Source organism: Paenibacillus sp. EKM10P, assembly GCF_011800655.1.
GTDB lineage: Bacteria > Bacillota > Bacilli > Paenibacillales > Paenibacillaceae > Paenibacillus > Paenibacillus polymyxa.
The window spans coordinates 89,595-106,881 of record NZ_JAALET010000005.1; the positions used below are offsets into that span (position 1 = coordinate 89,595).

Annotated in this window: 13 protein-coding genes; 4 read left to right on the top strand and 9 right to left on the bottom strand. The window is 45.0% G+C overall.

The features are described 5' to 3' along the window. Positions 1–24 precede the first annotated feature (24 nt). Together HFE01_RS14930 and HFE01_RS14935 are read right to left on the bottom strand one after the other, a co-directional pair. On the bottom strand, positions 25–912 hold the full coding sequence (locus tag HFE01_RS14930) for a carbohydrate ABC transporter permease (protein WP_016821081.1): 888 nt from the start codon (positions 910–912) through the stop codon (positions 25–27). A 14-nt stretch (positions 913–926) separates the two neighbouring features. Next, complete coding sequence (locus tag HFE01_RS14935) at positions 927–1,895, bottom strand: ABC transporter permease (protein WP_167438438.1); 969 nt, start codon at positions 1,893–1,895, stop codon at positions 927–929. Positions 1,896–2,149: 254 nt separating this feature from the next. On the opposite strand from HFE01_RS14935, the gene HFE01_RS14940 reads away from it, so the two are divergent. Then, positions 2,150–3,040: a hypothetical protein gene (locus tag HFE01_RS14940; RefSeq protein WP_017428349.1), complete on the top strand. Its 891-nt coding sequence runs from the start codon at positions 2,150–2,152 to the stop codon at positions 3,038–3,040. A 168-nt stretch (positions 3,041–3,208) separates the two neighbouring features. Here HFE01_RS14940 and HFE01_RS14945 read toward each other — a convergent pair whose 3' ends face one another. The 4 genes from HFE01_RS14945 to HFE01_RS14960 all read right to left on the bottom strand — a co-directional run bounded on the left by HFE01_RS14945 (position 3,209) and on the right by HFE01_RS14960 (position 7,825). After that, positions 3,209–4,066 carry a DNA-binding protein gene (locus HFE01_RS14945; protein WP_016821078.1) on the bottom strand — a complete coding sequence of 286 codons (858 nt, stop codon included), beginning with the start codon at positions 4,064–4,066 and terminating at the stop codon, positions 3,209–3,211. A gap of 177 nt (positions 4,067–4,243) precedes the next feature. Next, positions 4,244–4,690: an acetyltransferase gene (locus HFE01_RS14950; RefSeq protein WP_167438439.1), complete on the bottom strand. Its 447-nt coding sequence runs from the start codon at positions 4,688–4,690 to the stop codon at positions 4,244–4,246. Positions 4,691–4,814: 124 nt separating this feature from the next. Further along, entirely contained in the window at positions 4,815–6,314 is a 1,500-nt protein-coding gene (locus tag HFE01_RS14955) for a UxaA family hydrolase (protein WP_167438440.1), read from the bottom strand. A 17-nt stretch (positions 6,315–6,331) separates the two neighbouring features. Beyond that, positions 6,332–7,825 (bottom strand): tagaturonate reductase, encoded by a 1,494-nt coding sequence (locus tag HFE01_RS14960; RefSeq protein ID WP_167438441.1) that lies wholly within the window; start codon positions 7,823–7,825, stop codon positions 6,332–6,334. Between the two features lie 314 nt (positions 7,826–8,139). Between HFE01_RS14960 and poxB the strand changes: the two genes are divergently transcribed. Then, complete coding sequence (gene poxB / locus HFE01_RS14965) at positions 8,140–9,864, top strand: ubiquinone-dependent pyruvate dehydrogenase (protein ID WP_167438442.1); 1,725 nt, start codon at positions 8,140–8,142, stop codon at positions 9,862–9,864. Positions 9,865–9,966: 102 nt separating this feature from the next. Here the strand turns inward: poxB and HFE01_RS14970 are convergent, their stop codons facing one another. The 3 genes from HFE01_RS14970 to uxaC all read right to left on the bottom strand — a co-directional run bounded on the left by HFE01_RS14970 (position 9,967) and on the right by uxaC (position 14,033). After that, positions 9,967–10,971 carry a LacI family DNA-binding transcriptional regulator gene (locus tag HFE01_RS14970; RefSeq protein ID WP_016821073.1) on the bottom strand — a complete coding sequence of 335 codons (1,005 nt, stop codon included), beginning with the start codon at positions 10,969–10,971 and terminating at the stop codon, positions 9,967–9,969. An 86-nt stretch (positions 10,972–11,057) separates the two neighbouring features. Further along, positions 11,058–12,458 carry an MFS transporter gene (locus HFE01_RS14975; RefSeq protein ID WP_016821072.1) on the bottom strand — a complete coding sequence of 467 codons (1,401 nt, stop codon included), beginning with the start codon at positions 12,456–12,458 and terminating at the stop codon, positions 11,058–11,060. Positions 12,459–12,608: 150 nt separating this feature from the next. Further along, positions 12,609–14,033 carry a glucuronate isomerase gene (gene uxaC / locus HFE01_RS14980; RefSeq protein ID WP_016821071.1) on the bottom strand — a complete coding sequence of 475 codons (1,425 nt, stop codon included), beginning with the start codon at positions 14,031–14,033 and terminating at the stop codon, positions 12,609–12,611. Between the two features lie 515 nt (positions 14,034–14,548). On the opposite strand from uxaC, the gene alsS reads away from it, so the two are divergent. After that, a complete protein-coding gene (gene alsS / locus HFE01_RS14985; protein WP_181323677.1) occupies positions 14,549–16,258 on the top strand; it encodes an acetolactate synthase AlsS in 1,710 nt (569 codons plus the stop codon). 163 nt (positions 16,259–16,421) lie between these two features. Continuing rightward, positions 16,422–17,168 carry an acetolactate decarboxylase gene (gene budA / locus HFE01_RS14990; RefSeq protein ID WP_025364704.1) on the top strand — a complete coding sequence of 249 codons (747 nt, stop codon included), beginning with the start codon at positions 16,422–16,424 and terminating at the stop codon, positions 17,166–17,168. Positions 17,169–17,287: the final 119 nt, after the last annotated feature.

Here is a 17,287-nt window from a genome sequence, read left to right on the forward strand (position 1 = left end):
TAAATCTCCCCCTTGGATGATATGCTAGCCCTTAACCGAGCCGATCATTAGCCCTTTGACAAAATATTTTTGCAGAAATGGATATACAAGTACAATCGGCAACGTTGTTATGACCATCGTCGCCAGCTTGATGGACTGCGAAGTAACGGACTGGGCGACAATCCCGGGTGCGGCAGACATCATTTGATTAGAGCTGGATTGGGCAACAACCCGGTACAAATACGTCTGAATCGGCTGAAGATCCGTATTATTGATATAGATCATTCCTGTAAAATAATCGTTCCACTGGTACACCCCATGAAACAACGAAATGGTCGCTACTACAGGCATCGATACAGGAAGTACGATCCGGCAGAAGATGCTGAAGTCGTTAGCACCGTCTATTTTCGCCGCCTCCTCCAACGCATCCGGCAGCTCCCGGAAAAAAGCCATAAAAATAATAAGGTCAAAAAAGCTGAACATTGCAGGAATGATGTACACCCAAAAGCTGTCCAACAGCCCAAGATCACGAATCAGCAAATACGTAGGAATCAAACCTCCACCGAAAAATAGGGTAATGGTGCCGATCAGCATATACAGCTTACGCCCGATCAGCTCTCTACGGGAATATGCATATGCAATCATTGCGGTAAAAAACACATGTACAATCGTGCCAATTAGCGTCTTGGCAACCGTTACCCCCATCGCAGTCATAATGCCGCTGTTGGCAAATACAGCCTGATAGCTATCCAGACTAAAGAGTCTCGGCCACCAGTAAATGCCGCCTCGCATTGCGTCAGCTCCTTCGTTAAAGGAGTTCACCAGCACATACCACACGGGATATAAGGTCACAAAACAAATAACCAGCATGAAGATGTTGTTGAAGAAATCGAATATCGCTTCGCCTGCTGTTCTGCGTCGCAATAACTGCATACATCCGTCCTCCTTCAAAATAGAGAGGTATTATTCATCCGTTTGGTCACCGAATTGGCTATCAGCAGCAAAATGAGAGCAAGAACTGATTTTAGCAATCCCACCGCAGTAGAATACGAGAAGCGTCCCTGCTGAATGCCCACCTGATATACATAAATATCAACTACATTACTTGCACTTTCATTTAGCGAGTTACGCAGGACAAGAATTTGATCAAAGTTGGAGTTCAATATGCCGCTGACCGCTAAAATAAACAAAATGGATATTGTGCCCTTGATGGCGGGAAGTGTGACGTACCACATTTTCTGAAACCGTCCCGCTCCGTCAATGGTGGCTGCTTCGTACATGTCCGTAGATACGCCCGCCATGGCTGCCAAATAAATAATAGCTGACCATCCAAGCTCCTTCCAAATATCCGAGCTGACGACGATAGTCCAAAAATAGCCTGGCTCCGCTAAATAACTAATCGGCTGGTCGATCCAGCCCCAAGCCAGCAACAGTTGATTGATCATCCCAGTATCTGCCAGCCATGTGGTTAAAATTCCGCCAAGAATGACCCATGATAGAAAGTGAGGAAGGTACGAAATGGTCTGAATGGATTTTTTAAACCGCGTAGACCGGATTTCATTTAGAAACAGAGCAAATACAATAGGTAACGGGAACCCGATTGCCAGCTTGAGCAGGCTAATGCCCAGTGTATTTTTGACAATGTACCAGAAGTTATCATCCTCCAAGAAGGCGCGAAAATGCTCTAACCCCGCCCATGGTGCGCTTGATATAGTACCAATAATGTCAAAATGTTTGAAAGCAATCAAAATGCCGTACATCGGAATGTAATGGAAAATAATCATCCATACCACTCCAAGTAGTGCCATGGTCTGCAAATGTTTTTGCCCCCCCCATCTGCGGGCTAGTGACGTCCATCTCCCCGATCGAACCGATGGCTGTGGTTGTGGTTGTGGATTTTTCCATCCTGTACTCATACAGAAAACCTCCCCTCTCTATAATGTAAGCACTTACATTTATTATTTTAGGGGCTTTTGCTTCTAATGAGTAGTACTTGATTTTTTGATTTTGGTGTCTAAAGTTCAGGTGGAGATAGGACAATACGTAAAAAGTTTCTTCCAGCCTTTGGATTTTCTATATCTATTAATTCACAAAAAAGACTATCAGATGGTACGATAAGACTATATGGAATTCCAATCATTACCTATGACCTAGATCAGGAGGATTAAGAATGGAAGAATTGGTTCGTTCGATTCAGAAACAGGTTCGGATAAAAAGGTTTGCCTGCTGGGCAGGGCTCATCATGTTTGGCCTGTGTACTTTAGTTGGCATTGCAGCTGAGGAATGGTTTATGGCGCTTCTGGGACTCGCAATGACAGTCTTATCAATCTATGGATTAACCATGATGCGTGGTATGACGAAGTTTAATAAAGAGTATCAACCGGGAAAAGGATACGGTTATTATCGCCGTACGGCACAGCAAAAGCTGCGTTATTTGACTTGGGGACAATGGATACTCGGCGGCTTTATCGTCCTAATGTTCTTTATATATCACGTCCGTCTTAGTGCTTTTCTTATAGCTATCTTGGGGATCTTGACCATTCAGTTCAGTATCAAAAAACGAATTAAAAATCATCAGGAGCCTGACGTCACAGAGTTGGATGAGTTTGTACGAATGGGGATTGTTTCTCCGCATGAGCAGACTATTGGAGTGTATAAAGATTTCCTGCACCTTAGCCATACGTTTCAGGGCAACCAAATTGTTATCGTTACAGACAAACGGCTGATATCTGTGTTTGTAGAGGAACAAGGACGTGCGTTGAAAACAGAAATACTACTTTCAGGTATAAACAAAGTACGCGCCATCGGTACGGGTTTTCAGGGTCAAGGTTTATTACTGTCTGTAAGCAACCGTGACCATAACGAGCTTCACATTCATATGATCGGGAAAAGCATTTACTTTTCGCCAGAGCAATTCGTGGGCTGCTTGCTACGAGCACTGGACGCAGCATTAAAAATTGGATCATACAGTACAGAAGACACATTCCCCGCTTACCAACAGACAAGGATTTCATTGCATCCATTAGAACAAGGTTTGTTGCACAAGCCTACAACCGCTTAAATATTCCTCATAAAAAACGCTAAATAGCAAGCAAGCTCTGATCTTCATGAGCTTACTTGCTATTTGGTTAATCAAAACATCCTACTTTTTACCATTCTCACTTATTAATGATTGGCTCCATGATAAAACACGGTGATGAGATCATGACTAGTAACAAACACCAGCAAACTAAACAGACTGAGCGACAACGGGCGTGAAATCAATTTTTTCATCCTTTAACACTCCTTTTAGAATGGTTATATATTGGTCTTGCTGTGTTGCCGTAGCTTGGGATCTGAAAATCTCAAATATAGCAGTACATTTCCTAAACTCATGCTCATGTTCCATACCCAGAGTATCGGACAGCTTGAGAGATTGCAGGATATAGCCCAACGCAACCCTAAACTGCCGCAGTTTTATATAATAAAGAGCCAACTGATAGCAGAAGCGAAAATAATATGAAACATTCACAGGCTCTTCAAAATATTTAAAATCCTCAATTTGTTCGGCAAATGATTCAAGCACGCGTTCCAAAGGATAGTCGTGTCTGGTCGCTCCCTCAACAATGGAAAGAAGTCCTGGTAACAGCTCTTCCGGATTGTCACGAAGAAATTGAACGTATTCCTGCAACATTTCGGAACGACCTGACAAAATATCAAGAGCATATAAATTAGCTCTCGCAGCATGGCGATAATAATCCACTTCTGCTTCTCCATATGGATCGAGACCATTAAACCAGCCTAACTCTGCATATTTTTCAATGCAGTCTCGGGCGGCCTCATACTTGCCCTGTTTTTGGAAGGCCATGCCTTTCATAAGATGACTGTAGCCGTAATAGTAGACTAACGGCCGTTTGGTATGTATCGGTTGTATAGGTTTCTTGAATGCTTTGTAGAGCTGCCACTCTTGATACTTCTGGTTGACGTGGTAATACAGCTGATCGCATAAAGCGATCATATGGGTACCATCCATAAACGAAAAGGACAGCTTAATCATGTTAACAAGTGTGTCTAGATCTGTGATGTCGGAGTGAACAAGATCATCCACCCTCCCCACCTCCTTGTCCGACTTTTGTACTCATCAAACAAACCATGATCTATATCCCAATCAAAAATAACTTAATTACGTATTTATAACGTAATTAAGTTATATCATGAAATCAAATATATGACAAGGAAAATTATAAAATATTCCAGTTTTCAAAATGTAGATCCTATAGAGCATTCATTTGTTCAGTTCCATATGAAGCAACGGAAATGCCCGGCCTGATCCATCCAGCGCAGATCGTCCTGTTTGTTTAAAGCCATAATGTCTATAGAAAGCATGCGCCTTCTCGTTTTGCTCATTCACATCTACTTTGAGGTGCGTCCCTTTTATTTTTTCAGCATGCTTGATAAGTCGGCTGCCTGTGCCCTGTCTATGCCGTTCTGGGTCGACAAACAGCATCTCTATTTTCTGCCCGTCCAGCCCGATAAAACCCGTGGGCTCCTGAAGTTCAGTACATTCTACCCAAACCTCAATTTCTCTAAAAGCGCCGTTACTTACGATGTGATGGTAAAATTGAATGTCCTCTTCAGACAAAAATGTGTGCGTTTGGCGTACTGCCCGAAGCCAAATATCTACGAGTTGATCATGATTTTCTTCCCGATAAGCAATAATTTTATGTTGCACTGTACTTCCCCCTTATGCGAATATCCATATAGCATATTTTGCAGTAAGTTTAACAGCGTATTTAGAAGTATTCAAACACAAAAAAGGAAGCGGATCCATCCGCCTCCTTTAGGTTACAACCCTTTTACAACGTAACGCCATTTTTGAAAATAGCAAGCTCCCTGAAATTGTTTTTCTCATTATTCACCCAGGTTCCGCTGGCTACATCGATAATGTAATCGACAAAGTTGCGTAGCGCCTCTTCCATACTGACATCCTCCACCAGTGAACCAGCGTTATAGTCAATCCAGTGAGGTTTAGCCTTATATAACGGCGAGTTGGTCGACACCTTCATCGTCGGAACGAAGGAGCCAAAAGGCGTGCCACGCCCGGTTGTGAATATGACGAGCTGACAGCCCGCTGCAGCAAGAGCTGAAGAAGCAACCAGATCATTCCCCGGCGCGCTGAGCAGATTAAGTCCCTTGGTCTTGAGACGCTCCCCGTACTGAATGACATCGGTGACCGTGGAAGACCCGGATTTTTGCGTACAGCCCAGTGATTTATCCTCCAGTGTCGTGATGCCCCCTGCTTTATTGCCTGGTGACGGATTTTCGTATACTGGCTGCTTATAATCCAGAAAATATTGTTTAAAATCGTTAATCAAATGTACGATCTTATCAAATACTTGCTCATCGGCAGCGCGTTCCATTAAAATCGTCTCCGCGCCGAACATTTCGGGCACCTCCGTCAGTACAGTCGTTCCACCCTGTGCTGCCATATAATCCGACAGACGCCCAAGCAGTGGATTGGCAGTAATACCCGACAGGCCGTCAGATCCACCGCATTTTAAGCCGATGTTCAGCTCAGACAAAGGTACAGGCTCCCGTCGATCTTCTTGTACGGCTGCAAATATTTCATGGAGCAGCTTTACCCCTTCCTCCACTTCATCCGACACCTCCTGGGAAAGTAAGAACTTCACCCGCTCCGCGTCATATTCCCCGATGGCTTCTTTAAATTCTTTCATTTCATTGTTCTCACAGCCCAAACCAAGTACTAGTACGCCACCTGCATTCGCGTGTTTCACTGCATCAATCAAAATCGTGCGCGTATGTGCATGGTCGTCGCCCAACTGAGAACATCCATAGTTATGCTTGAGCACAAGTGCATTTTCAAAAGGTGAGAGATCTCCCACTTCCTGCTTGAAGCGGTTTAAAATGAGTTCGGCAATTCCGTTCACACAGCCTACCGTCGGCACAATCCACAACTCATTGCGAATCCCTACACGACCATCCTTGCGCCGAAATCCTTGAAACGTCCGACTCTCCTGTTCATAAATATGAGGAGCTGGCTTAGGCTTGTAAGTATATTCCTCCACACCTGTCAGATTCGTTTTCGTATTATGCGTATGCACATGTTGACCTGCCTGAATGGGCTGAATGGCATGACCGATGGGATATCCGTATTTCAGGACATGCCCACCTTCAGGGATGTCCTGCAACGCAATTTTGTGCCCACGCGCTACATCCTCCGCCAGCTCCACGCATTGTTCTTGTTGTGCTCCCCATGCCAGCGTCTCTCCCTGCTTGTAATCACGCAAAGCGACAGCCACGTTATCTTGATCATGAATTTGAATGAATTCCAGCATTCCAGTCTCCTCCTTGCTTATGCTCCGGGTACGCTGTTCCCGGTTAGAGAATCGAGCGTCTCCTTCATTCCTCTGCTTGTAATTTCATACACGTGCTGCGCCGTTTGTTCAGCCAGCCCTTCGATCTGATTCAGATCTTGACCCCACCATGTCTGTTTGCTGAGTACCTGCTCGGTCAATTGCTTTGCTCCAGCGAGAGATCCGTCATACGTACTCCACAGTTCGCCAAACGTGCTCAATACTTCCGCTTCGTCGGCCAATGCAATCGACTCGCCATTTCTGTCTCCCCGGTAAAATACGAGTAAGGATGCTAGCGAAAATACGATTTTGGCAGGCAACGCCTTACGCTGTGCCACATACTGTAGCAAGGATGGCAAGTTCCGTGTCTTGAACTTGGATACCGAATTCAATGCGATGCTCATGACATAATGACTTACATAGGGATTACGGAACCGTTCAATCACATCGTCGGCATATACATTCAATTCCGCTGCTGGCGAGTCCAGTGTCGGAATAATTTCTTCTCGAATCAACGACTGGATATATTCGCCCATAACCTTATGCTCGACCGCTTGCCCCACTGTATCCAGGCCATATAGATAGGCTACAGGGGTAAGCGCCGTATGTGCTCCATTCAAAATGCGCACCTTCCGTGTACGATATGGCGCCATATCGTCGACAATCAGTACATTCAATCCAGCCAAATGAGCAGGTAATTCTTCTTTAAGCCACTGTGGCCCTTCAATAACCCATAAATGATACTGTTCGCCCACAACAACCAAATCGTCCTTGTAACCCAATTCCGCTTGGATTTCATGAATCCGGTCTTTGGGATAACCAGGTACAATCCGATCCACCAAACTGTTGCAGAACGTATTCGCTTTCTCTAGCCATGCAATAAATTCGGACCCAAGCTCCCATTGGTTCGCATATTTCAGCACGATTTCCTTGAGAGCGTCTCCATTACGGTCGATGAGTTCGCACGGAATAATGACCAGTCCCTTGCTTTGATCGCCCTTGAAAAATTGAAAGCGCTTGTACAGAAAGGCGGTCAGCTTGCCTGGAAAGCTTTTTTGCGGGCGATCTTCCAATTGATCCTCAGGTGCATAAGCGATCCCTGCCTCCGTTGTGTTTGAAACAATAAAGCGCAGCTCTGGCTTTTGGGATAATGCTTCATACTCCATGAATTCCGGGCCGTATGGATTAATACCACGAGTGACGCACTCCACAACGGTATGCTCTTTCATGGCTTTCCCGTCCTTAATTCCTTCAAGGATAACCGTATAGAGACCATCCTGTACGTTAAGCTTCTCCACAAGGCCTCCTGGCTGCGGTTGTACAATCACAACCCCTGTATTCCATTCTGCCAGCTTATTCATTTTGTCAATTTGCCAGTCTACAAAAGCACGCAGGAAGTTTCCTTCCCCGAATTGCAGTACCCTCTCGGGATGTGGTTCTGTAATGATAAAGCTTTTTCTGTTTAATTGGTCTAATTCATCTACATGTTTCATCTGGAGTAGCCTCCCACTAGTACCATAATGATTTCACCGTTATTTTATCACAATGCACACGTTAACAAAATAGTTTTATCAACATTTTTAGTTTAAAAAAATAATAATGACAATAATATGAACACGTTAACATATACGTTTATATAAAAATATGCAAGTATATTGTCCTTCTTGCGTTGTTTCGCACCTGTTCCAAGACGGTTAAGGCTAACTATTACCCTATCCCGAGACCTTGTTCATATATACATTTCAGCAGAATAGACGCAAGAAAGCACGGGCAGGATAACACTACTTACTAGGCAGGAGGAGCATCTATGAAGACAATCGCAGATACTATTGTACAAGTTTTAGTTAATGCAGGGGTCAAGCGGATCTATGGCATCGTTGGAGATTCATTAAATAATATGGTGGATTCCATTCGCAGCAATGGTCAAATTGAATGGATTCATGTAAGGCACGAAGAAGTGGCTGCCTTTGCAGCTGGAGCAGATGCTGATCTTAGTGGCAGCATTGCCGTATGTGCCGGTAGTAGCGGCCCCGGGAATCTGCATCTGATTAACGGTTTATATGATTGCCACCGCAATCGAGTGCCTGTACTTGCTATTGCGGCTCATATTCCAAGTGATGAAATCGGAAGTGAATATTTTCAGGCTACACACCCTGAGCATCTTTTTGGAGAATGCAGTCACTTTTGTGAGGTAATTACGACACCGCGTCAAATTCCAAGAACAGTGACCATGGCTATTCAGGAGGCAGTTTCACGTTCAGGTGTTTCCGTCATTGTTCTTCCCGGTGACGTAGCAGCTTTGGAAGCTGAAAAGGTGCCCACTCCTGAACATGTCTATCACCCCACAGCACCTGTCGTCCATCCGTCCGCTTCTGAAATTTCCCGGCTGGCCGAATATTTAAATAACGGTAAACGAATTACGCTGCTATGTGGCGCTGGTTGTGCTCACTCTCACGACTTGCTTATGCAGCTGTGCGACAAGCTAAAGTCTCCCATGGTATCCGCTCTGCGAGGCAAGGAATATCTAGAATATAACAACCCTTATTATGCTGGATTGACGGGACTGATCGGGTATTCTTCCGGGTACCATGCCTTGATGGATTGTGACGTCCTGCTCATGCTCGGAACAGACTTTCCTTACAGACAATTTTATCCTGAAGATGCGATTGTCCTACAGGTAGATATAGATCCTTCCCATCTCGGCAGACGAACTCCGTTGACGTATGGTTTATGCGGGGATGTAAGGGCAACGTTGGAAATGCTGCTTCCTCATTTAACGTCGAAGCATGATGCCAAGCATCTGGAAAAAACCGTCTCCCATTATGCCAAGGTACGCCAGGAGCTGGACGATCTGGCGGTTGGTAAGCCAGGTCATATGCCGATCCATCCGCAATATCTCGCCAAGGTTATCAGTGATGCCGCCCAGGAAAATGCTATTTTCACTTGTGATGTCGGTACTCCCACAGTATGGGCAGCGCGTTATTTGCAAATGAACGGTCAGCGCCGACTTCTCGGTTCCTTCAATCATGGTACGATGGCAAATGCACTGCCGCAGGCGATCGGTGCGCAAGCCACTGAGCCTAACCGACAGGTGATTGCCCTCTCAGGCGATGGTGGACTCACGATGCTGATGGGCGACCTGCTCACCCTAAAACAGCATCAACTGCCTGTAAAAGTTATTGTTTTCAACAATGGCGCTCTCGGCTTTGTCGAGTTGGAAATGAAAGCAGCCGGATTCTTGGAAAACGGGACTGAACTGGTTAACCCTGATTTTGGTGCTGTAGCACAAGCCATGGGACTTAAGGGCATTCGGGTTGAAGATCCGACCATGCTGGAGGATGCCATTCAGCAAGCATTGACTCATGACGGCCCTGTTGTGGTAGATGTGGTGGTGAACCGCCAGGAACTATCCATGCCACCTAAAATTAATCTTAAGCAAGCAGAGGGATTTACACTGTGGATGATGAAAGCCGTGCTGAACGGACGCGGAGACGAGATTGTTGAACTGGCTAAAACCAATCTCTTTCGTTAAATACATGACGAAGCAGTGCTCATTTCAACAAAAAAGGGGCAGGAACAGTGCTTGAGCATTGTTCCTGCCCCTTTGGGGCTTGCCTCTTTTACATAACAAAACTCAGCGTAGTCTGTCTGCCGTCGATTTCCGCTTCATGAGCGCGGTTTCCATAAATATAAGCTCGCCCTCATTGGACGGTGACTGAATTCGTTCCAGAATGCAAGCGGCTCCGCGCTCGCTAATCTGCTCAATCGGTCTTTTGACCGTCGTTAACGGTGGAGTCGTATACATTGAGAAGCCGATATCGTCAAACCCAATGATAGAGATATCCTCCGGTACTTTCAAGCCATTTTCAAATACCGCATTCATCGCACCAATAGCCATATCATCGTTAGAGCAAAACACTGCTGTCGGTGGTTCTTCCAAGGCAAGCAGTTGCTTCATTGCCAGACTTCCGCTTTCCGTATCATAGTGACCCTGCACAATATATTCGTGTCGGATCGGCTTACCACGATCAATTAATGCATTCATGAAACCCTCGCGGCGTTGCTGGGTCGACTTGAAGCCTTCTACCCCCTCGATAATCGCAATGCGTTCATGCCCGCTTTCAATGAGAAAGGAAACAGCTTCATAGGAGCCTTCCTTATCATTAGAAATCACATTTACAATCCCAGCCCCAGACACCTGCCGGTTCAGTACAACTAGCGGAATGCCTTGACCTAGCACATGATAAATAAAAGGGTTGTCCGCTTCGCTTTGACTCATCAGAATGATGCCATCAAAACGCTTGCGATGAATAGCAGAAAAATCAGCGTAATCGTCAATTCCTCGCACAAACAGATTGTAATCCACCCCAATGACGTTGTTAACTCCACGGATGGTATCCGCAAAAAAACTGGAGCTAGTGCCTTCTGAAATACTGGTGAAAAACAGGCCTATCGTATGCGAGCGCTGGAGAACCAGGCTTTTAGCATTGTAATTTGGAATGTAATTGAGCTGCTCTGCCAACTCCATAATTTTGCGTTTCGTATCTTCTTTAATCAGCGGGCTGTTATTGAGCGCCCGGGAGACGGTTGTATGGGAAACATTAGCCAGTTTGGCAATGTCTTTAATAGTAGCTGCCATATACGTATCCTTTCCTTAGTAAGGCTCTAAAAAATTATATACTCACCATACCACAGGAGCCGCCCGGAAAAGAAGACCTTCACAAATTATACGCGGTTGTCCGCATGTCTACGCTGTAATTCTTGAACCATTTCTGCATGTCTGCTGTCCGTCAGTTTGTACATTTTACCGATTACTAGCATAGCCAATGCCAAGGCAACAGCCGGATAAAGACAAAGCAAGGCTTTGATTCCAAGCAGCGTTCCAGAGGATTGAATCACATTCGGTACATATCCTACAAGCGCCAGTCCAATACCCGATAGAAAACCGGACAAGGATTGAGCCAATTTACGTGAAAAGTTAAATAGTGAGTAGGTAATCCCTTCCTTGCGCTCCCCGGATGACCATTCGCCGTAATCAATGATATCGGACACGAATGCCCAGGTAACCCCGTTGGGAATACTAATACCAATGAACGAAATACTCGCCAGAATTGTGAAAATATATACGTTGGAAGGCATCAAAAAGTTAATCGAATCGGCAATAACGCTAACTAGCATCCCTAAGATTGCTGTTTTACGTTTACCAAAACGCCGTACCAGTTTGGGCAGGAACAATACACCCAGCAGTGACGAACCGATAATAATAAAATTCATATACGCCATTAATTCTACATGTCCCAAATTATATTCGGCAAAATAGATCAACAGTGCGGACTTGATATTGTAAGCGGAAATGGTGAAAATCGTCATTAAAACGAGTACCAGCAAGGGTTTATTATTCGTAAAGGTGTGCACAATCACGCCTAAAGATAGCTTCTCTTTGGGCCCGGACTGGCTAATAATACGTTCTTTCGTTCCTCGGTAACATATGATGAAAGCGATCACACCAATGAATGACATAATTCCCATGACCACCGGATAGCCAACATGATGGTTAGGAAACAATAAAATAAGCGGCATGACCACGACACTGGTTACGAATAATGCGCCTAGTGATCCCGCCTGACGGAAAGATGACAACGAAGCACGTTGCTGAGTATCCTGCGTAATGGCAGCACCCAACGAGCCGTATGGAATGTTTACAATAGAGTAACCAATCCCCCAGATCATATAGGACGCGTAGGCGTAAATGAGTTTGCCTGTGGGTGAAATATTCGGCGAAATAAAGGTAAGAACCGTAAGAATTGCTAGGATAACGCTTCCAACGACAAGAAAAGGTCTAAATTTTCCGCGTGTACCGATATGTTTGCGATAATCAACAAAGGACCCTACAATGGGATCACAGACGGCGGCGAACAGCTTGCTGACCAAGAAAATGCCTGCGGCGGCTCCTGCAGAAACCCCTGCTACATCCGTAAAAAATTTCAGCAAATACAACTGCCCCAAATCAAACATGAATCCGTTTCCAAAGTCACCCATACCATACGAAATCTTTTCTTTCAGGCTAATATGCTCACCTGTCTTGTTGTCAGTTTGGACGCTCTCCTGCACGATAGGCACTCCCATACCTACACACTCCTCTACACTTGTAATTATTTTCACATACTCATTGATATCTATTTTGGTTTTTAATTGCTCTTGCCGGGAGATGGGTACAAGCTCCTAGCAAGAGCTCCTTTTCTCTGAAGTTAGTGAGTCCTCACTTTAAATGTAGCGTCACTTACTATGAACAACCGTTGGGAAGTTAAAATATTGCTCGGCGTTATTGTAGCAAATATTTTGTACCATGGCTCCGAGCAGTTCCAGATCCTCAGGGGCCTTGCCCTCCTGAACCCACGTTCCGATTAAATCGCAAAGGATACGGCGGAAATATTCATGACGTGTGTAAGATAGAAAGCTGCGCGAATCCGTCAGCATGCCAATAAAGCGGGATAGCACTCCGTAATTAGCCAGCAGCTTCATCTGCTCCTGCATGCCTTCGATATGGTCATTAAACCACCAAGCGGTACCAAACTGGATTTTCCCTACTGTACCACCGGATTGGAAGCTGCCTGCGAGACTTGCCAATACTGGATAGTCAACCGAATTAAGCGAATACAAAATGGTTTTTGGCAATCCTCCTGCCAGTTCCTGTGCATCCAGCAATGCTGCCAGTGGACGAGCGAGGGAACCATCGTTTACAGCATCGTAGCCTGTATCCGGTCCCAAACGACGGAACATCGCAGTGTTGTTGTTACGCAGCGCGTGAATATGGTACTGCATCGCCCAGCCGTGTTCTGCATACTGTTTGCCAAGGAAGACCAGCACGTACGACTTATATTTCGCCTCTTCCAAAGGAGTCACACGGCCTTCCTCCAGCCCCTTGCTGAATATGGCTGCTGCTTCCTCCGGTGTTGTTTCTTCAAAAACTACAGTATCCAGCGCATGATCAGATACCCGACCTCCGGCAGCATGAAAATGGCGCACCCGGCTTGCCAGCGCATTCAAAAATCCTTCAAACCCGGAAACGTCCAATCCGCTGACTTCACCCAATCGAGCCACCCATGGCTGGAAGGTTTCACGATTAATTTCCAAAGCTTTGTCGGGGCGGAAGCTTGGCAACACAGCTACTGGGAAATCGGTCAGCTTGCTGATTTGTTTGTGGTATTCGAGATGGTCGGTCGGATCATCCGTGGTGCACACGACAGTTACCTTCGAGTTCACAATCAGATCACGTGCCCCATAGCCCGGCCCCTGCAGCTTTTGGTTTACCTTTTCCCAAATCACAGGTGCGTTCTGTTCATTCAGCAACTCGTAGACACCAAAAAAGCGTTGAAGCTCCAAATGTGTCCAATGGTACAACGGGTTGCCGATCAATGTAGGTACAGTTTTGGCCCAGGCCAGAAACTTGTCATAATCTTCACCATCACCCGTGATCAATCGCTCCTCGACCCCATTGGCCCGCATAAGTCTCCACTTGTAATGATCACCGTACAACCAAGCTTCCGTAATATTCTTGAATTTTTTATTTTCATAAATTTCTTGTGGACTTAAATGACAATGATAGTCAATAATCGGCATATCCTTGGCATATTGATGATACAAGGTTTCAGCCGTTGGATTGCTCAACAAAAAGTTTTCGTCTAAAAACGTTTTGGTCATTACTTTCTCATCCCTTCTATAATCGTGTTTCTTAATTAATTGTTAACGTTAACAAAAATATTCGAGCTCTACTTACCTTTTAACAATTACATTCTCCATAACATAGAAATCCACGTGGTTATACAGGATGAAAAAGCTATAATATGATTTCTGTACATCCTATCACGCTGGATTACTTCACCTTAAATTTAATGTTTACGTTAACAACAATTACATTGTAACCGCTATCCTTTGTAGAGGAAAGTGATTTTTATCATGTGAGCGGATAAAAATGATCTGCCCCCATTTGAGGAGAACTGTTCTAAACCTTCTCGATGACTGAGACCATAAGAAAATTCCACAAATTTTAATTTCCGCGATAAATCAAACTTTGAAAACGTTTTATACGATTTTCTCTTTTTTTCTGAAAATTTCTTTCTTGAAAATACCAGTTATTGTATTATAATTGCAATATACATCCATTGATTTACATTGAAAGTATTTCATTAGTTTATTTCACACACGAAGAAGAAGAGGTGGTAGCATTGAGTACAAAAGTGCAAGCTGTTCAAACTAAAACTAAAACCAAATCCGATACAAAAGGAGCCGACCTTGTTGTCGACTGTTTGATTAAGCAAGGGGTTACGCATATTTTTGGCATTCCAGGTGCCAAAATCGATTCTGTTTTTGATGTTCTTCAAGATCGGGGTCCAGAATTGATCGTATGCCGCCATGAACAAAATGCCGCCTTTATGGCAGCAGCGGTCGGTCGATTAACTGGTAAGCCGGGTGTATGCATTGTTACCTCGGGTCCAGGCGCGTCTAACTTGGCGACAGGACTTGTCACCGCGAATGCAGAAAGTGATCCTGTCGTCGCCATTGCAGGTGCAGTCCCAAGATCGGAACGCCTGAAACGCACACATCAATCTATGGATAATGCCGGACTATTCGAACCTATCACTAAATACAGTGTAGAAGTAGAACACCCTGATAATGTACCGGAAGCCATTGCTAATGCATTTCGGATTGCGACCTCAGCCCAGCCTGGAGCCACATTCGTCAGCCTGCCGCAGGACGTGTTGACTTCGTCATCCGAAGTAACAGTCATTGAGAAGGTTTCCCTTCCCCAGCTTGGGACTGCACCCGCCGAGCTCATCAAACAAGTCGCAGACCAAATCAAAAAAGCCAAACTGCCCGTACTTCTTCTCGGTATGAAAGCCAGCACGCCTGAAGCCACCGCAGCTATCCGTGCTCTTATTCGAGATACAGATCTGCCTGTTGTCGAAACCTTCCAGGCCGCTGGAGCCATCTCCCGTGAACTGGAAGACCACTATTTTGGAAGAGTGGGGCTGTTCCAAAATCAACCGGGTGATATGCTGCTTGGAGCCGCAGATTTGGTATTGACGATTGGCTATGATCCTATCGAATACGACCCAAAAAACTGGAACATCCCGGCAAATCGAACACTCATTCATCTGGATGACCATCAAGCCGATATTGATCATGATTATCAACCGGATTACGAGTTAATCGGGAACATAGGTCTGATTGTGAGTGGCCTCGCAGAAGAGTTGCCTACCTTAAAGCTACCTAAATCCTCCTGCGACCAATTGAATCGTCTACGCCATGATCTGAACGAGCAAGCAGCTGTTCCAGCCCACAAGCATGATTTTCTGATTCATCCATTACAATTTATTCGCACACTTCGCAGTCTGATTGATGATAACGTCACAGTCACCTGTGATGTCGGTTCACACTACATTTGGATGGCACGGTATTTCCGTTCGTATGAACCGCGACGCCTGCTATTCAGCAACGGAATGCAGACGTTGGGCGTAGCACTGCCTTGGGGGATTGCCGCTACACTCGTCAACCCCGGTCAAAAAGTCGTGTCTATTTCTGGAGACGGAGGATTTCTGTTTTCATCCATGGAGCTCGAAACCGCTGTACGTCTTAACTCACCGCTAGTGCATATTGTATGGAGAGATGGTACCTATGACATGGTCGCCTTTCAACAACAGATTAAATACGGCAGAACGTCTGGCGTAAAATTTGGAGATGTCGATGTCGTGAAATATGCGGAAAGCTTTGGGGCCACCGGATTACGCGTCCACTCTCCTGAAGAACTGGAAAACGTATTGCAGCAAGCTCTTCATACGGATGGCCCTGTGGTCGTTGATATTCCGATTGATTATCAAGATAATATCCAGTTGGGACGCAAACTGCTACCAAATCAATTAAACTAACTTTTACCGAGACTCTCTCGTGACGGTTTCGTGACAATTAAAGAGCAACACGTTATTTTTTATAATTTTTTTGAGCTATTTGTGTTATTTACTGAAACATTACGTTTATTATTGAAAAAGAAAGAAAATGAATGCATACAATTACAAAAGGAAGTGTATTACCATGACCGTTGCAGGACTGGAAACCAAGCAAGAAAATGATCATGATATTTACCAAACGTCCACTATGCTTGCTCTATTAGATGGTCTTTATGATGGAGTTGTTGCCTTTGAGGAGCTGCAAAAGCACGGGGATTTCGGAATTGGTACCTTTGATCAACTGAATGGCGAGATGATCGCGTTCGATGGTGAATTTTATCACTTGCTTCCAGACGGTACGGCCCATCGCGTAAAACCGGAAGAAACTACTCCGTTTTCCACCGTCACCTTTTTCCGCGAAGATTTCACATATACTATTGACCATCCCATGCATCGTGAAGAGCTGGAAGCTTTGCTGCTAAAGCTGTTTCCAAGCCGTAATCTGTTCTATGCCTTCCGTATGGATGGCACTTTTCGTGAAGTAAAGACACGTACTGTGCCTCATCAAGTGAAGCCTTACAAACCATTTATCGAAGCAACCAAGTCACAGCCTACCTTTACTTTTAATGACGCTTCCGGCGTGATCACAGGCTTTTGGACACCTGCTTATGCACAAGGGATTGGAGTAGCCGGATTTCATCTCCATTTTATTAATGATGAACGCACTGGAGGGGGGCATGTTTTTGATTTTGTTGTCGACAAGTGCACAATCCGCATTTGTCAAAAATCCAATCTACATCTTGTCCTGCCCGATACACCAGATTACTTGAAGGCTAATTTGTCCAGAGTAGACTTGGAGAAAGAAATTGCTGTCACCGAGGGTGCGCAATAATCACAGCATATAGCTCCTCCAGGTAGGCCCCTACAGCTAGACAATAAAAAGCAAAAGATCACAGTTAGAAAAGAGGCTTCCTGCTCTCTGACTGTGATCTTTTTATGTAGGAAACATAT

Bases quoted from the DNA above. Each gene is read 5' to 3' on its own strand.
- HFE01_RS14940 (WP_017428349.1), top strand. From the start codon at position 2,150: ATGGAAGAATTGGTTCGTTCGATTCAGAAACAGGTTCGGATAAAAAGG.
- HFE01_RS14935 (WP_167438438.1), bottom strand. From the start codon at position 1,895: ATGAGTACAGGATGGAAAAATCCACAACCACAACCACAGCCATCGGTT.
- HFE01_RS14955 (WP_167438440.1), bottom strand. From the start codon at position 6,314: ATGCTGGAATTCATTCAAATTCATGATCAAGATAACGTGGCTGTCGCT.
- uxaC (WP_016821071.1), bottom strand. From the start codon at position 14,033: ATGACCAAAACGTTTTTAGACGAAAACTTTTTGTTGAGCAATCCAACG.
- budA (WP_025364704.1), top strand. From the start codon at position 16,422: ATGACCGTTGCAGGACTGGAAACCAAGCAAGAAAATGATCATGATATT.
- HFE01_RS14960 (WP_167438441.1), bottom strand. From the start codon at position 7,825: ATGAAACATGTAGATGAATTAGACCAATTAAACAGAAAAAGCTTTATC.
- HFE01_RS14970 (WP_016821073.1), bottom strand. From the start codon at position 10,971: ATGGCAGCTACTATTAAAGACATTGCCAAACTGGCTAATGTTTCCCAT.
- HFE01_RS14930 (WP_016821081.1), bottom strand. From the start codon at position 912: ATGCAGTTATTGCGACGCAGAACAGCAGGCGAAGCGATATTCGATTTC.
- poxB (WP_167438442.1), top strand. From the start codon at position 8,140: ATGAAGACAATCGCAGATACTATTGTACAAGTTTTAGTTAATGCAGGG.
- HFE01_RS14975 (WP_016821072.1), bottom strand. From the start codon at position 12,458: ATGGGAGTGCCTATCGTGCAGGAGAGCGTCCAAACTGACAACAAGACA.